This is a genomic window from Verrucosispora sp. WMMD1129 (assembly GCF_029581255.1).
Classification (GTDB): Bacteria; Actinomycetota; Actinomycetes; order Mycobacteriales; family Micromonosporaceae; genus Micromonospora; species Micromonospora sediminimaris.
The window spans coordinates 1,083,902-1,099,912 of the sequence record NZ_CP120741.1 but is presented as its reverse complement, the minus strand read 5'-3'; the positions used below and the strand labels follow the sequence as shown (position 1 = coordinate 1,099,912).

Genomic DNA, 16,011 nt, shown 5'->3' with positions numbered 1-16,011 from the left:
CGGCCGGAGGCAGCACATCACCGAAAGTGCTCGCCGTGGCGTACCCGCCCGACGGCGCGGCTCAGCGTTCGGCGACCAGGCGGTGGGCCCGGAGCAGGCGGGCCCACCAGGGGCGGGCAGCCCGGGGAGCCGGGGCGCGTACCCCTCGGAAACTGACCCAGCCGCCCGGGCCCATGGTCAGCCGTGCGACCGCGGGTGGCCGGCGCCGACCCAGCACCGTCACCCCGGCGGTGACCAGCCCGACGGCCAGCACCCCGGCGGTGGCGACCAGCAGCCGATCCGGGTCGGGCAGCGGCAGGTACCGCACGCGCCCGCCGGTCGCGACGAACACGCCGACCGGGCGTCCGTCGCGGGTCACCGGCAGCACAGCGGCCGGCGGCGTGCCAGGCAACTCCTGCACCGGCCCGACCGACAGCGGCGCTGCCGGCTGCGGCGCCGTTTCCGGGGCCGGTCGGGGCGGAACCAGCGGCACCGGCCCGGTGGCATTGAAGATCGCAGTCATCTCGGGTACCTCCTATCGAGCGTCGGAGCCGGCGCAGTCGCGGGCCACCGCGGCCCGACCGGCGGCCAACCGGGCGATCGGCACCCGGTACGGCGAGCAGGAGACGTAGTCGAGTCCGGCGTCGGCGAAGAACTCCACCGACTCCGGGTCACCGCCGTGTTCGCCGCAGACCCCCACGGTCAGCCCGGGTCGCGCGGCCCGGCCCTCGGCCACCGCCAGACGGACCAGCCGGCCCACCCCGGCGACGTCGACGGTCTCGAACGGCGACATCTCGACGATGCCCCGCTCCAGGTAGTCACCGAGGAACGAGCCCTCCCCGTCGTCGCGGGAGAACGCCCAGGTGGTCTGGGTCAGGTCGTTGGTGCCGAGGGAGAAGAACTCCGCCTCGCCCGCGATCGCCCCGGCGGTCAGTGCCGCCCGCGGCGTCTCGACCATCGTGCCGACCGGGATCGGCGGCGCCCCCGGCACGGTGGCCAGCACGTCGGCCACCTCGGCCCGCACCGCGGCCAGCTCGTGCACGTCGACGACCAGCGGCACCATGATTTCCGGGCGCGGGTCGCCGCCCTCGGCCACCCGCCGTGCCGCCGCCTCCGCCACGGCCCGGACCTGCATCGCGAACAGGCCCGGCACCACCAGGCCCAACCGAACCCCGCGCAGGCCCAGCATCGGGTTGCTCTCCTGCATCCGGCGGACGGCGGCCAGCAGCACCGCGTCGCGGCCCGGATCCTGCCCGAGCGCCTCCGCCCGGGCCACCCGCGCGGCCAGCTCGGGCAACGGGGGGAGGAACTCGTGCAGCGGCGGGTCGAGCAGCCGGATGGTCACCGGCAGGCCGTCCATCGCCGCGAGGATCGCGACGAAGTCCTCCCGCTGCAACGGCAGCAGCTCCGCCAGCGAGGCGTGGACCTCGTTCAGCCCGTCGGCCAGGATCAACCGCTCCACCAGGGCGCGACGGGCGCCCAGGAACATGTGCTCGGTACGGCACAACCCGACGCCGTCCGCGCCGAGCGTCCGCGCCCGCGACGCGTCGTCGGGGGTGTCGGCGTTGGCGCGTACGCCGAGCTTTCGCACCGAGTCGGCGTGCCGCAGCAGCCGGTCCACCGCCGAGACCAGCCGGTCGGACTGCGGCGCCAGGTCACCGGCGAGGTAGCGGGTCACCGGGGACGGACGGACCGGCACCTCGCCGAGGTAGATCCGGCCGCTGCTGCCGTCGATGGAGATCACGTCACCGGCCCGGACCGTCCGGTCGCCGACGCGGAACTCGCCGCGCTCCGGGTCGATCTCCAGTGCCTCCGCCCCGCAGACGCAGGTGCGTCCCATGCCCCGGGCGACCACCGCCGCGTGCGAGGTCTTGCCGCCCCGGGCGGTGAGGATGCCGGCGGCGGCGATCATGCCGGGCAGGTCGTCGGGGTTGGTCTCCCGGCGGACCAGGATCACCGGCCCGTCCGCCGCGGTGGCGGCGGCGTTGTCGAAAACCACCCGTCCGGCGGCGGCTCCGGGCGAGGCGCCGACGCCGGTGGCCAACGGCTCCGGCGTGGCTTCCGGGTCGAAGGTGGGGAACATCAGCTGCGCGAGTTGCGCCCCGCTGACCCGGGTCAACGCCTCGTCCCAGCTGATCAGACCCTCGTCGGCCAGCTGCGCGGCGATCACGAACGCCGCCGCCGGGGTGCGCTTGCCGACCCGGGTCTGCAACATCCACAACCGGCCCCGCTCGATGGTGAACTCCACGTCGCACAGGTCCCGGTAGTGCCGCTCCAGCGTGGTCATGATCCCGGTCAGCCGGCGGTAGCTGGCCGGGTCGAGCCGGGACAGTTCGTCCAGCCCCACCGTGTTGCGGACCCCGGCCACCACGTCCTCGCCCTGGGCGTCGGACAGGTAGTCGCCGTACACGCCGGGCGCGCCGGTGGCCGGATCGCGGGTGAACGCCACCCCGGTACCCGAGTCCGGGCCCAGGTTGCCGAAGACCATCGCCATCACGTTGACCGCGGTGCCCAGGTCGTCGGGAATGTGTTCGCGGCGTCGGTAGAGCACCGCCCGGGAGGCGTTCCACGACTCGAAGACCGCCCGGATCGCCAGGTACAGCTGCTCGTGCGGGGCTTGTGGGAAGTCGTGACCGACCCGGTCGGCGAACACCTTCTTGTACGTCTCGACCAGCCCGCGCAACTGCTCCGCCGTGGGGCCGTCCGGCCCGGCGGTGGCCCGCAACGCGTCCAGCTCCCGGTCGAACTCCTCGGCCGGCACACCGTGCACCGTCCGACCGAACATCTGGATCAACCGTCGGTACGAGTCCCAGGCGAACCGCTCGTCGCCGCTGATCCGGGCCAGCCCGGTCACGGTGGCGTCGTTGAGCCCGATGTCCAGGATGGTCTCCATCATCCCGGGCATCGAGTAGCGTCCGCCGGAACGGACGGCCAGCAGCAGCGGCTCAGCAGGGTCGCCGAGCCGCCGGCCCAGCCGCACCTCGACCTCTCGCAGGTGGGCGTTCACCTCGTCGAACAGTCCTTCCGGCACCTTCCGGTCGACGAGGTACGCCCGGCACGCGTCGGTGCTGACGGTGAACCCGGGCGGCACTGGCAACCCGAGCCGGGTCATCTCGGCGAGGTTGGCGCCCTTGCCGCCGAGCAGGTCGGCCATGCCTCGACCGCCCTCGATGAAGTCGTACACGTACCTGGTCATGACCCGGCCTCCACTTCGCCGTCGATGCCTCTGCCTCGTTGGTAGCAACGTCGCCGCTGGTGGGGGCAGGGCCGAAAGCCGATCCGAACAGGGTCGCTGGTCCTCAACCGGGCCGCGTATGGTCGGCCGGTGACCGATGACCTGCGGCTGCGCCCGGTACGCGAGGACGACCTGGTGGAGTTCTTCGTCCACCAGCTCGACCCGGAGGCCAACCGGATGGCCGCCTTCGGCGCCGAGGATCCGACGGACCGGCGGGCGTTCGCCGCGCACTGGGTCCGCATCCTCACCGGCCCGGAGAACCTGGCCCGCACGGTGACCGTCGACGACACGGTGGTGGGCCACGTGCTCGCCTTCCCCGTCGACGACGCGTTCGAGGTCAGCTACTGGATCGACCGGCCGCACTGGGGCCGTGGGTACGCCACCCGTGCCCTGACCGCGCTGCTGCGGGAGGTCACCCGCCGGCCGCTGTTCGCGCGGACGGCCACCGACAACGCCGCGTCGCTGACGGTGCTTCGCCGCTGCGGCTTCGTCGTCCGCAGCACCGAGCGGGCGTACGCACCGGGACGCGGCCACGAGATCGACGAGTACGTCCTGGAACTGCCGCCGTCACCCGGCGCCGACCCGGCGTGATCCGCCCCCTGACACCCGGGCTGACCAGGGCGGCGACTACCCTCGCGGGGTGAACTGGCTGGAACTGGTCGGCTGGGCCGGCTCCGCGTTGCTGGTCTGGTCGCTGCTGCAGACGCGCATCCTGCGGCTGCGCGCCCTGAACCTGGTCGGTTGTGCCGTCCTGATCGGCTACAACGCCACGATCCGGGTGTGGCCCATGGTCGGGCTGAACGTGGTGCTGGCTGTGATCAACATCTGGTACCTGCGGCGGCTGCTCAGCACCCGCCATGACGAGCAGACCTACCAGGTCGTCGAGGTGGGGGCCGACGACGCGTTCCTGGCCCACACGCTGCGGGTGCACGCCGCCGACATCGCCCGGTTCAACCCGGGTTTCCGCCCGGACCGGCTGGCCGGCCGTGCGGCCTTCCTCGTCGTACGCGCGGACGAGGTCGTCGGTGTGGTGCTGGTACGCGACGCCGGCGACGGGGTGGCCCAGGTCGACCTGGACTACGTCACCCCGCCGTTTCGTGACTTCACCCCCGGCGAGTTCGTCTACCGGCGCAGCAGCCTCTTCACCGACCGTGGGTTCCGCCAGGTGGTGAGCCCGCCGGGCATGATCGCCCCGTACTACCACCGCCTCGGATTCCGCCGGGCGGGGGAGTCGTACATCCTGGACCTGCCGGCGCCGGCGCTGCCACAGGGCTGAGCGGGCCGACGGATCAGAGCGGGCCGACGGGTCCGACCGCCCCGGCCGAACGTTGATCCGTCGCCCCGACCGGGCGATGATTCACCGCCGGGGCGAGTGGGCATAGGCACCGCTACGCCGGCGGGGCCACCACCGGCGGCGCCACGGCGCGCGGTCCAGCGAGGGAGAACCAGGCGTGCAGAGCTACTGGAGCCAGCTGGCCCTGGTCGCAGTCCTGATCGTGGTGAACGCGATCTTCGCCGGCAGCGAGCTGGCGCTGGTGTCGCTGCGCGACAGCCAGGTCCAACGGCTGGAGCGCACCGGGCGCACGGGCCGGGTACTGGCCCGGCTGGCCCGCGACCCCAACCGGTTTCTGGCCACCATCCAGATCGGCATCACCCTGGCCGGCTTTCTCGCCTCGGCAGCCGCCGCGGTGTCACTGGCCCGGCCGCTGGTCCCGCTGCTGGAGGGTGTCTTCGGCCGGGCCGCCGGCCCGGTGTCCGTGGTACTGGTCACGTTGGTGCTGACCTTCGTCACCCTGGTCTTCGGTGAGCTGGCCCCGAAACGGATCGCCATGCAGGTTCCGGAGCGGTGGGCGCTGCTCGTAGCCCGCCCGCTCGACCTGCTCGCGGCCCTCACCCGGCCGGTGGTCTGGGTACTCGGTGCCACCAGCGACCTGGTGGTACGGCTGTTCGGCCTGGACCCGAAGCCCGAGCGGGACGAGATCAGCCCGGACGAACTGCGGGATATCGTGTCCGGTCATCACGGCTTCACCAAGGAGCAGCAGACCATCATCGCCGGCGCGGTGGAGATCGCCGAGCGGCGGCTGCGGGCGGTGCTGGTGCCGAGGTTGCAGGTCTTCTGCCTGGACAGCGGCACCACGGCGGAGGCGGCCCGACTCGTGCTGGCCGCCTCCGGGCACTCCCGCGCGCCGGTGGTACGCCACGGCGGCCTGGACGATTCGGTGGGCGTCATCCACCTGCGGGATCTGGTCGGCGTCGGTGACGATCAGCCGGTCGACGAGTACGCCCGCCCGCCGCTGCTGCTGCCGGACTCGGTACCGGTGGTCGACGCGCTACGCCGGTTCAAGGCCGAACGCCAGCACATGGCCCTGGTCGTCGATGAACGCGGTGCCGTCGAGGGCATCGTCACCCTGGAGGACATCCTCGAGGAGATCGTCGGGGAGATCTACGACGAGACCGACCGGGACGTCGGTGCGGTACGCACCGACGACGAGGGAGCGCTGCTGCTGCCGGGCACGTTTCCCGTCCACGATCTGCCCGACATCGGCGTGGAACTGCCCGGGCGTCCGGACGGCGACTACACCACCGTGGCCGGGCTGCTCCTGGCCGGTCTCGGCCGGATTCCCCGCGCCGGGGAGCATCTCACCGTCGACGCCTGGCGGCTGGAGGTGACGCTCGCCGACGACCGGGCGGTCTCCGGCATCCGGTTGCGCCGCGCCACAGCGGCGTCCGAGGACCCGGAGACTCCCGAGACAGCGACGCCCGCGGCCCCCGGTGCGGCCGAGGCAGCTACGCCTGCCGTCCCCGACGAGCCCGAGTCGCAGCCGGACGACAGATCGGGTACGCCGACCGACGGCTCTTCGGTGCTGGACGGCACCCGTCGTTGAGCGGGTCGCGCCTAACCCGCCCGTGGTGACCGTCGTCGGGGCGGCACGGGCCTGCTCAGGCACGCTTCGAGTCAGCGCTCGCCCGGCCCGCCCGGCCCGCCCGGACCGCGCGGGTCGGGCAGCGGCGGGTCCAACCGCACCCGATCCATCGGCACCTGCCAGGTGCTCCGACCGAGCAGCCGGGCCAGCGCCCGGATCGCCCAGGGACCCGACGGATGCCGCTGCGGACCGATCAGCCGCCCACTCAACCGGCCGTACCAGTGCCGGGTGACGACCAGGTCGGTCAGCCGCAGCGGGCCGTCAGCGGGGCCGCGCAGCACGAGGTCCACGACCCGACCGAGACGGCGGCCCTGATGGTCGTACGCCGTCCGACCCAGCAACTCACCCGCTCGCACGGCCGGCCCCCGGGATCCGATCGATCAGGTGTCGGCGCAACCACTCCTCCACCGGCGAGGTGGGCAGCTCGTCGACCCGCACCCGCAGCCAGACCGCACTGTCCACCCGCGTGACCAGGGCGTACGGGATGCGCAACGGCGCCACCGGACGATCCGTGACGAATCGTTCGGCGGTCAGCACCAGCATCCGGCCCAGCCGACCGCCGACCCGCTGCCCGAGCGCACCTGGGCCGGTGAGCAACGACCGCAGGTACGGCACCCCGTCCGCGCCGAGCCCGAACTCCACGTCGTCGACCTTGCCGACCAGCCGGCCGTCGCGGTCGACGAGTTGGCGATCGAGCAGTTCCTGGCTGACCTGGATTCTCACTGGCCCATCCTCGTACCGATCGCCAGCGGTACGGCGACGATCGAGGCGGCGAGGATCACCAGCAGCAGCACCGCGCCCAGCAGGTTGAGTGCCCGGCCGTTGACCCGGTCGCCCAGGTAGGTGCGGTCGTTAGCGACCACCAGGATCGGCAGGTAGGTCAGCGGCAGCGCCACCGCACTGATGATCAGCATGAATTCGGTGAGCGTCACCGGGTCGACAGTGGTGAGCAGCAGGAGCACGCCCAGCAGCACGCTGACCAGCAGCACCGTGTGGAATCGGGCCGCCTCGCGCGGGCTGACCCGTTTGCCCCACTGCCAACCGAAGTACTGCGCGGCGGCGTACGCGGCGGACAGGCCGGTCTCCAGCGCGGCGCCGAAGGTGACCGCGAAGAACGCCAGTGCCGCCACCGCCAGGCCGGCCGCGCCGAAGGCCAGCACCACCGGATGCGCGACCTGGTCGAGGCTGTCCACCGACAACCCGGCGGGGCGCAGCACCACCGCCGCCGTGGCGATCAGCGACAGGGCGAGGAATCCGCCGATCGGGAATCCGACCAGCACGCTGAAGCGGGCATCGGCCAGGTCGTCCGCGCTCCAGCGTTCCTCGACCCCGCCGGAGGAGAAGAAGAAGACCTCGTACGGGCTCACCGTCGAGGCGAACAGCGCCACCGCCACGAACCAGTACGCCCCCCAGCCCTGACCCGAGTCGCCTGGTGCCACCGCGCTGCGCCCGAGCGCCGCCCAGTCGGTCGGCAGCCAGAACAGGGCGACGGCGAACACCACCAACGCGAGCCCGGCCAGCCCGAAGACCCGTTCCATCACCGGGAACCGCATGCGCCACAGCACCAGCCAGACCGCGATCCCGGCGACGGGCACCCAGAGCAGGTACGGCACGCCGGTGGCCAGCCGCAACGCCAGCGCCACCCCGCCCAGCTCGGCGGCCAGGGTGATCACCGTGACCAGGTACGACGCCACCAGGTTGAGCAGTGCCATCCGGGCACCGAGCCGTTCCCGGACCAGGTCGAACACCGCCCGGCCGGTCACCGCCGCGATCCGTCCGGCCATTTCCGCGTACGCGCAGATGGCGACGACCCCGAGCAGCAACACCCAGGCGTGCGCCATGCCGAAGCGAGCACCGGCCTGGCCGGCGGCGACCAGGTCGCCGATGTCGACGAAACCACCGACCGCGGACAGGATGCCGAGCGTGGCGGCGAGGAGCTTCCTCACGTCGGCGGTGCGGGCTCGGTCATCGACGCGACGATAACGCCGCGAAAGCCGCCATCTACCCGAAACCGCCTTCAGTGCCGCTCAGGGCATGGCGGCGACGATGAGCGGCGGTCGGGCTGCGCCCGGTTCCCAGGCCGACCGTGTTCCACCCGCTCGGCGAGCCCTGTCAGCCGGCCGCCCTTGTCAGTCCCGGCGGATGCCAGTCCCGGCTCTTGTCAGTCGGCGGTCGGGTAGAGGTTCTGCAGGCGGACCTGGCCGCGGGCGACCAGCCGCCCGTCCACGTCCGTGATCTCCACCTGCCACAGCTGTTGGCTCCGCCCCCGGTGCACCGGGGTGCCCACGGCAACCAGCTCACCCTCGCCCACGGCCCGTAGGAAGTCGGTCTGGTTGGACACCCCGACCACCCGCCCGCGCTCACCCAGCCAGACGCCGGCACCCAGACTCGCCGCCGTCTCCACCACCGAGCAGTGGACCCCGCCGTGCAGGATGCCGTACGGCTGGTGCAGGTCCGGGCGGACCCGCCAGCGGATCGTGACCCGGTCCCCGCTGATCTCGTCCAACTCCAGCCCGAGCAGGGCGAAGAAGCCACCCGACATGGTCGACACGTCCACGGCCACCTCCACGATCTTGGACTCGCCAGCCTAGTGCCGGTGCCTTCCGCCGGAACCCGGTAGGGCCGGACCGGCCTGATGGGGGACAATCGGTGACCGTGACCGACAGCACCCTCCCGCCGGTCCGGCGGGATTCCCTGACCGATGACCTGCGCTGGCGGGGTCTGCTCCAGGACTCCACCGACCCGGACGAGCTGCGCGCGCTGCTCGACGGCCCGGGAGCCGCCTTCTACGTGGGCTTCGACCCGACCGCGCCGAGCCTGCACGTCGGCCACCTGATGCAGGTCACCACCGCTCGTCGTCTCCAACTCGCCGGGCACCGGCCACTGCTGCTGGTCGGGGGAGCCACCGGGCAGATCGGCGACCCGAAGGAGAGCGCGGAACGGACCCTCAACCCGCCGGAGGTCGTGGCGAGCTGGGTGCAGCGGATCCGTGACCAGCTCGCGCCCTTCGTGTCGTACACCGGAGACCATGCCGCCCGCCTGGTCAACAACCTGGACTGGACCGGCGAGATGTCGGTGGTGGAGTTCCTCCGCGACGTGGGCAAGCACTTCCCGGTCAACCGGATGCTGGCTCGCGAGGTGGTGCGGGCCCGGTTGGAGAGCGGCATCAGCTTCACCGAGTTCAGTTACCAGCTGCTCCAGGCCAACGACTTCTTCGAGCTGCACCGGCGGCACGGCTGCCAGCTCCAGTTCGGTGGCTCCGACCAGTGGGGCAACATCACCGCCGGTGTCGACTACGTCCGGCGACGCGGGCTCGGGCCGGTCCAGGCGTTCACCACCCCGCTGGTGACCAAGTCGGACGGCTCGAAGTTCGGCAAGACCGAGGGTGGCGCGATCTGGCTCGATCCCGAGATGACCAGCCCGTACGCCTTCTACCAGTTCTGGATCAACGTCGATGATCGGGACGTGGGTCGTTACCTGCGCTACTTCAGCTTCCGCAGCCGGGAGGAGCTGGAGGAACTGGAGAAGGAGACCGCGGAGCGGCCGGCGTCCCGGGCCGCGCAGCGTGCCCTCGCCGAGGAACTGACCACCCTGGTGCACGGTGAGCGGGAAATGGCGCAGGTGGTCGCCGCCAGTCAGGCCCTGTTCGGCCGGGGATCGCTGGACGACCTGTCCGCGGTGACGCTGCGCGCCGCGCTCACCGAGGCCGGCCTGGTACGCCTTGACGACCTCCCCGAGGTGGCTGCCCTGTTCAAGGAGTCCGGCCTGGTGCCCAGCATGAAGGAAGCCCGGCGGGTGATCGCCGAGGGCGGTGCCTATGTGAACAACGTCCGCGTCGTCGCGGCGGACGCCGTCGTCTCTCCGGCAGATCTGCTGCACGGCAGGTACCTGGTGCTGCGTCGGGGGAAGCGGTCCTTCGCCGGGGTGGAGGTCGGCTCCTGACCACCGACCGGCAGGTGTGACGCGGGACGCGCCCGGTGGATTTGACGATCAATCCGCCGGGCGCGTAACTTTCTCTCTGCCAGCGCGGAACGGATGAAACAGGGCGAAAGCCCAAGGCCGGAGCGCGGGTAGACCTTTCCGACCGGGTGGTTGATGTCCACCCTGTCGGAGCCGGGCGGTGCCCCAGATTCGTCGGGAGGCGGATTTGGCGGGGCGAAACCGACCGGGTATGGTTGACGACCGGCAGGGCCCCAGGCGCGCTAGCGGTAGACCGCAGCGGCTGGCCTGCCAAAACCACGACCGGAACGGCGGGAGCCGGCTTGATCGTGGTGCCCGGAGAAATGGGTTGAAGCGTGACAAAGCGGTGTGAGCCGGTTTGACACGGCAGAAACCACCGGGTAACGTAGTAAAAGTGCCCGGCGCGGTTGTGGCGGGTGTGGTGCCCCGGATGGTGGCCCTTTGTGGGGTTGTCTGATGGTGTGTGGTTGTTCTTTGAGAACTCAACAGGGTGCTTGATATGCCAGTGCCAAGTTTTTGTTTGATTCCCGGGCTGGCCAGTTTTTCTGGTTGGTTTGGATTCCTTTGGCAACAATTTTGTTTGTTGCTGGGATGGATTTTCCTTCAGGTTTTTGTTGGAGAGTTTGATCCTGGCTCAGGACGAACGCTGGCGGCGTGCTTAACACATGCAAGTCGAGCGGAAAGGCCCTTCGGGGTACTCGAGCGGCGAACGGGTGAGTAACACGTGAGCAACCTGCCCTAGGCTTTGGGATAACCCCGGGAAACCGGGGCTAATACCGGATATTCACTTGCGGACGCATGTTTGTGGGTGGAAAGTTTTTCGGCTTGGGATGGGCTCGCGGCCTATCAGCTTGTTGGTGGGGTGATGGCCTACCAAGGCGACGACGGGTAGCCGGCCTGAGAGGGCGACCGGCCACACTGGGACTGAGACACGGCCCAGACTCCTACGGGAGGCAGCAGTGGGGAATATTGCACAATGGGCGGAAGCCTGATGCAGCGACGCCGCGTGAGGGATGACGGCCTTCGGGTTGTAAACCTCTTTCAGCAGGGACGAAGCGCAAGTGACGGTACCTGCAGAAGAAGCGCCGGCCAACTACGTGCCAGCAGCCGCGGTAAGACGTAGGGCGCGAGCGTTGTCCGGATTTATTGGGCGTAAAGAGCTCGTAGGCGGCTTGTCGCGTCGACTGTGAAAACCCGTGGCTCAACTGCGGGCCTGCAGTCGATACGGGCAGGCTAGAGTTCGGTAGGGGAGACTGGAATTCCTGGTGTAGCGGTGAAATGCGCAGATATCAGGAGGAACACCGGTGGCGAAGGCGGGTCTCTGGGCCGATACTGACGCTGAGGAGCGAAAGCGTGGGGAGCGAACAGGATTAGATACCCTGGTAGTCCACGCTGTAAACGTTGGGCGCTAGGTGTGGGGGGCCTCTCCGGTTCTCTGTGCCGCAGCTAACGCATTAAGCGCCCCGCCTGGGGAGTACGGCCGCAAGGCTAAAACTCAAAGGAATTGACGGGGGCCCGCACAAGCGGCGGAGCATGCGGATTAATTCGATGCAACGCGAAGAACCTTACCTGGGTTTGACATCGCCGGAAATCTCGCAGAGATGTGGGGTCCTTCGGGGCCGGTGACAGGTGGTGCATGGCTGTCGTCAGCTCGTGTCGTGAGATGTTGGGTTAAGTCCCGCAACGAGCGCAACCCTCGTCCCATGTTGCCAGCAATTCGGTTGGGGACTCATGGGAGACTGCCGGGGTCAACTCGGAGGAAGGTGGGGATGACGTCAAGTCATCATGCCCCTTATGTCCAGGGCTTCACGCATGCTACAATGGCCGGTACAATGGGCTGCGATACCGTGAGGTGGAGCGAATCCCAAAAAGCCGGTCTCAGTTCGGATCGGGGTCTGCAACTCGACCCCGTGAAGTCGGAGTCGCTAGTAATCGCAGATCAGCAACGCTGCGGTGAATACGTTCCCGGGCCTTGTACACACCGCCCGTCACGTCACGAAAGTCGGCAACACCCGAAGCCGGTGGCCCAACCCTTGTGGAGGGAGCCGTCGAAGGTGGGGCTGGCGATTGGGACGAAGTCGTAACAAGGTAGCCGTACCGGAAGGTGCGGCTGGATCACCTCCTTTCTAAGGAGCACCATCCAGCGAAGGCTGGTATGGAGCCCGCGGCCCGCGGATGTCGGGTCGGGGTGCTCGATTGGCGGAGACACTGGCGAGTTTTCCTCGGCAACGGCCGGAATTTCCTAGTACAGCTGCCCTGTGGGGTGGTGGGAACGGGGTTGTGGTGCGGCTGGGGGAGGCGTAGGGCACCCTGTTGGGTCCTGAAGGAACAACCCGTGGTGGTTGTCTTTCAGAGCCGATGCTTGGGACGTGGTGTCCTGAGTGGCGCCAGGCATGGCCTGGTTTCTCATACCGCCGGTGGTTGCCGGGCTGGTGGGAGACGGTGGGTTGTGGGTTGGTTGTTTGTTGAGAATTGCACAGTGGACGCGAGCATCTTTGTGGTCAAGTTGTCAAGGGCGAACGGTGGATGCCTTGGCACCAGGAGCCGATGAAGGACGTGGGAGGCCGCGATAGGCCTGGGGGAGCTGTCAACCGAGCTGTGATCCCAGGGTGTCCGAATGGGGTAACCCGGCATCAGTCATGTGATGTCACCTGCACCTGAACTCATAGGGTGTGTGGAGGGAACGCGGGGAAGTGAAACATCTCAGTACCCGTAGGAAGAGAAAACAACATGTGATTCCGTGAGTAGTGGCGAGCGAAAGCGGATTGAGGCTAAACCGGTTGCGTGTGATACCTGTCAGGGGTTGCGTGGTCGGGGTTGTGGGACCCTGCTACACGAGCTGACACTCGTGTGAGGAGTGATAAAGCCAGTGGTTAGCTGAATGGTCTGGAAAGGCCGACCGTAGACGGTGATAGTCCGGTAGGTGAAAGCTGCTGGTCTTCTGTGGGTGTTCCCGAGTAGCGGCGGACTCCTGAAATCTGCCGTGAATCTGCCAGGACCACCTGGTAAGCCTAAATACTTCCTGGTGACCGATAGCGGACGAGTACCGTGAGGGAATGGTGAAAAGTACCCCGGGAGGGGAGTGAAATAGTACCTGAAACCGTTCGCCTACAATCCGTCGGAGCCTTGCGGGGTGACGGCGTGCCTTTTGAAGAATGAGCCTGCGAGTTAGTGGCATGTGGCGAGGTTAACCCGTGTGGGGGAGCCGTAGCGAAAGCGAGTCTGAAGAGGGCGTTTGAGTCGCATGTTCTAGACCCGAAGCGGAGTGATCTAGCCATGGGCAGGCTGAAGCGCGGGTAAGACCGTGTGGAGGGCCGAACCCACCAACGTTGAAAAGTTGGGGGATGACCTGTGGTTAGGGGTGAAAGGCCAATCAAACTCCGTGATAGCTGGTTCTCCCCGAAATGCATTTAGGTGCAGCGTCGTGTGTTTCTTGCCGGAGGTAGAGCACTGGATGGTCTAGGGGGCCTACAAGCTTACCGAAATCAGCCAAACTCCGAATGCCGGTAAGTGAGAGCGCGGCAGTGAGACTGCGGGGGATAAGCTTCGTAGTCGAGAGGGAAACAGCCCAGATCACCAGCTAAGGCCCCTAAGCGTGTGCTAAGTGGAAAAGGATGTGGGGTCGCATAGACAACCAGGAGGTTGGCTTAGAAGCAGCCACCCTTTAAAGAGTGCGTAATAGCTCACTGGTCAAGTGGTTCCGCGCCGACAATGTAGCGGGGCTCAAGCACACCGCCGAAGCTGTGGCACTCACACAGAGCCCGGTGTCTGTCTTTCGAGGTGGGCATCCAGGTGTGTGGGTGGGTAGGGGAGCGTCGTGCCGGGGGTGAAGCAGCGGGGTGACCTAGTTGTGGACGCGGCACGAGTGAGAATGCAGGCATGAGTAGCGAAAGAAGGGTGAGAAACCCTTCCGCCGGATGACCAAGGGTTCCAGGGCCAGGTTAATCCGCCCTGGGTGAGTCGGGACCTAAGGCGAGGCCGAGAGGCGTAGTCGATGGACAACGGGTTGATATTCCCGTACCCGCGAAGGAGCGTCCCTGATGAACCTCGTTGTGCTAACCACCCGAGCCTGGTGCGGTCTTCGGACCAAGCTGGGGGAGCGTGGGAACCTGGCGGGTAGTAGTCAAGCGATGGGGTGACGCAGGAAGGTAGCTGAGCCCGGCCGGTGGTTGTGCCGGGGTAAGCGTGTAGGCCGACGTGTAGGCAAATCCGCACGTCATGAAGGCTGAGACGTGATGCCGAGCCGATTCAGGTGAAGTCAGTGATCCTATGCTGCCGAGAAAAGCCTCTAGCGAGTTCTGAGCGGCCCGTACCCCAAACCGACACAGGTGGTCAGGTAGAGAATACCGAGGCGATCGGGCGAACTGTGGTTAAGGAACTCGGCAAATTGCCCCCGTAACTTAGGGAGAAGGGGGGCCGGAGACGTGAAGCCCCGCGCGGGTGGAGCGTTGTATGGCCGCAGAGAGCAGGGGGAAGCGACTGTTTACTAAAAACACAGGTCCATGCGAAGAAGTAATTCGATGTATATGGACTGACGCCTGCCCGGTGCTGGAACGTTAAGGGGACCTGTTAGCTCTTCGGGGCGAAGCGGAGAACTTAAGCGCCAGTAAACGGCGGTGGTAACTATAACCATCCTAAGGTAGCGAAATTCCTTGTCGGGTAAGTTCCGACCTGCACGAATGGCGTAACGACTTCCCCACTGTCTCAACCACAGGCCCGGCGAAATTGCAGTACGAGTAAAGATGCTCGTTACGCGCGGCAGGACGGAAAGACCCCGGGACCTTTACTATAGCTTGACATTGGTATTTGAGTCGGCTTGTGTAGGATAGGTGGGAGCCGGTGAAGCTCATACGCCAGTATGGGTGGAGGCAATCTTGAAATACCACTCTGGTTGATTCGGGTATCTAACTTCGGACCGTTATCCGGTTCAGGGACAGTGTCTGGTGGGTAGTTTAACTGGGGCGGTTGCCTCCTAAAGGGTAACGGAGGCGCCCAAAGGTTCCCTCAGCCTGGTTGGCAATCAGGTGTTGAGTGCAAGTGCACAAGGGAGCTTGACTGTGAGACTGACGGGTCGAGCAGGGACGAAAGTCGGGACTAGTGATCCGGCACTTGCGTGTGGAAGCGGTGTCGCTCAACGGATAAAAGGTACCCCGGGGATAACAGGCTGATCTTCCCCAAGAGTCCATATCGACGGGATGGTTTGGCACCTCGATGTCGGCTCGTCGCATCCTGGGGCTGTAGCAGGTCCCAAGGGTTGGGCTGTTCGCCCATTAAAGCGGTACGCGAGCTGGGTTTAGAACGTCGTGAGACAGTTCGGTCCCTATCCGCCGTGCGCGTAGGATACTTGAGAAGGGCTGTCCCTAGTACGAGAGGACCGGGACGGACGAACCTCTGGTGTGCCAGTTGTCCCGCCAGGGGCACGGCTGGTTAGCTACGTTCGGAAGGGATAACCGCTGAAAGCATCTAAGCGGGAAGCCTGCTTCAAGATGAGGTATCCCACCCCACTTTGTGGGGGTAAGGCCCCCAGCTAGACGACTGGGTTGATAGGCCGGAAATGTAAGCCCGGTAACGGGTTCAGTTGACCGGTACTAATAGGCCGAGGACTTGACTATCAAAGTTGCTACGCGTCCACTGTGTAACTCACAACAAACAAACAACACCCCAACAAGCGTGTTGGTGTTGGTGTTGGTGTTGTTTGACATGTTGATAAGGTTACGGCGGTCATGGCGGAGGGGAAACGCCCGGTCTCATTCCGAACCCGGAAGCTAAGCCCTCCAGCGCCGATGGTACTGCACCCGGGAGGGTGTGGGAGAGTAGGACACCGCCGGACACACGTCACAGTCGAGGGCCACCCGGAATCGGGTCGGCCCTCGACTGCGTTGCGCCGTTGATACGGCGTACTCAGGAAGGATG

At 67.2% G+C, this 16,011-nt stretch carries 10 protein-coding genes and 3 rRNA genes; 7 read left to right on the top strand and 6 right to left on the bottom strand.

Translation table 11 applies throughout. The annotated features are described in order from the left end of the window. Positions 1-61: 61 nt before the first annotated feature. Both O7624_RS04955 and ppdK read right to left on the bottom strand, forming a co-directional pair. Positions 62-502: a hypothetical protein gene (locus tag O7624_RS04955; protein ID WP_282239109.1), complete on the bottom strand. Its 441-nt coding sequence runs from the start codon at positions 500-502 to the stop codon at positions 62-64. Between the two features lie 12 nt (positions 503-514). After that, entirely contained in the window at positions 515-3,175 is a 2,661-nt protein-coding gene (ppdK, locus tag O7624_RS04950) for a pyruvate, phosphate dikinase (protein WP_282239108.1), read from the bottom strand. Between the two features lie 129 nt (positions 3,176-3,304). On the opposite strand from ppdK, the gene O7624_RS04945 reads away from it, so the two are divergent. The 3 genes from O7624_RS04945 to O7624_RS04935 all read left to right on the top strand — a co-directional run bounded on the left by O7624_RS04945 (position 3,305) and on the right by O7624_RS04935 (position 6,099). After that, the gene (locus O7624_RS04945) at positions 3,305-3,805 is read left to right on the top strand and encodes a GNAT family N-acetyltransferase (RefSeq protein WP_282239107.1); all 501 of its coding nucleotides are present in this window, start codon (positions 3,305-3,307) and stop codon (positions 3,803-3,805) included. Positions 3,806-3,854: 49 nt separating this feature from the next. Then, positions 3,855-4,490: a hypothetical protein gene (locus O7624_RS04940; RefSeq protein WP_282239106.1), complete on the top strand. Its 636-nt coding sequence runs from the start codon at positions 3,855-3,857 to the stop codon at positions 4,488-4,490. Positions 4,491-4,665: 175 nt separating this feature from the next. Beyond that, positions 4,666-6,099, top strand: coding sequence for a hemolysin family protein (locus O7624_RS04935; RefSeq protein WP_282239105.1), 1,434 nt, complete (start codon positions 4,666-4,668; stop codon positions 6,097-6,099). A 71-nt stretch (positions 6,100-6,170) separates the two neighbouring features. Here O7624_RS04935 and O7624_RS04930 read toward each other — a convergent pair whose 3' ends face one another. The 4 genes from O7624_RS04930 to O7624_RS04915 all read right to left on the bottom strand — a co-directional run bounded on the left by O7624_RS04930 (position 6,171) and on the right by O7624_RS04915 (position 8,680). Next, on the bottom strand, positions 6,171-6,494 hold the full coding sequence (locus O7624_RS04930; protein ID WP_282239104.1) for a PRC-barrel domain-containing protein: 324 nt from the start codon (positions 6,492-6,494) through the stop codon (positions 6,171-6,173). Beyond that, positions 6,481-6,861: a hypothetical protein gene (locus O7624_RS04925; RefSeq protein ID WP_282239103.1), complete on the bottom strand. Its 381-nt coding sequence runs from the start codon at positions 6,859-6,861 to the stop codon at positions 6,481-6,483. The genes O7624_RS04930 and O7624_RS04925 overlap by 14 nt, the downstream gene beginning before the upstream one ends. Beyond that, a complete protein-coding gene (locus O7624_RS04920) occupies positions 6,858-8,084 on the bottom strand; it encodes a divalent metal cation transporter (RefSeq protein ID WP_282239102.1) in 1,227 nt (408 codons plus the stop codon). Before O7624_RS04920 ends, O7624_RS04925 begins: the two co-directional genes overlap by 4 nt. Before the next feature lie 215 nt (positions 8,085-8,299). Continuing rightward, complete coding sequence (locus tag O7624_RS04915; protein ID WP_282240540.1) at positions 8,300-8,680, bottom strand: PaaI family thioesterase; 381 nt, start codon at positions 8,678-8,680, stop codon at positions 8,300-8,302. Between the two features lie 113 nt (positions 8,681-8,793). Between O7624_RS04915 and tyrS the strand changes: the two genes are divergently transcribed. From tyrS to rrf, 4 genes are all read left to right on the top strand, one after another. Continuing rightward, positions 8,794-10,080 carry a tyrosine--tRNA ligase gene (gene tyrS / locus O7624_RS04910; RefSeq protein ID WP_282239101.1) on the top strand — a complete coding sequence of 429 codons (1,287 nt, stop codon included), beginning with the start codon at positions 8,794-8,796 and terminating at the stop codon, positions 10,078-10,080. 629 nt (positions 10,081-10,709) lie between these two features. Then, positions 10,710-12,224: ribosomal RNA gene (locus O7624_RS04905) — 16S ribosomal RNA — on the top strand. A gap of 373 nt (positions 12,225-12,597) precedes the next feature. Then, positions 12,598-15,710: ribosomal RNA gene (locus O7624_RS04900) — 23S ribosomal RNA — on the top strand. A 101-nt stretch (positions 15,711-15,811) separates the two neighbouring features. Beyond that, positions 15,812-15,928: ribosomal RNA gene (gene rrf, locus O7624_RS04895) — 5S ribosomal RNA — on the top strand. The 16S, 23S and 5S rRNA genes sit together here, the layout of an rRNA operon. Positions 15,929-16,011: the final 83 nt, after the last annotated feature.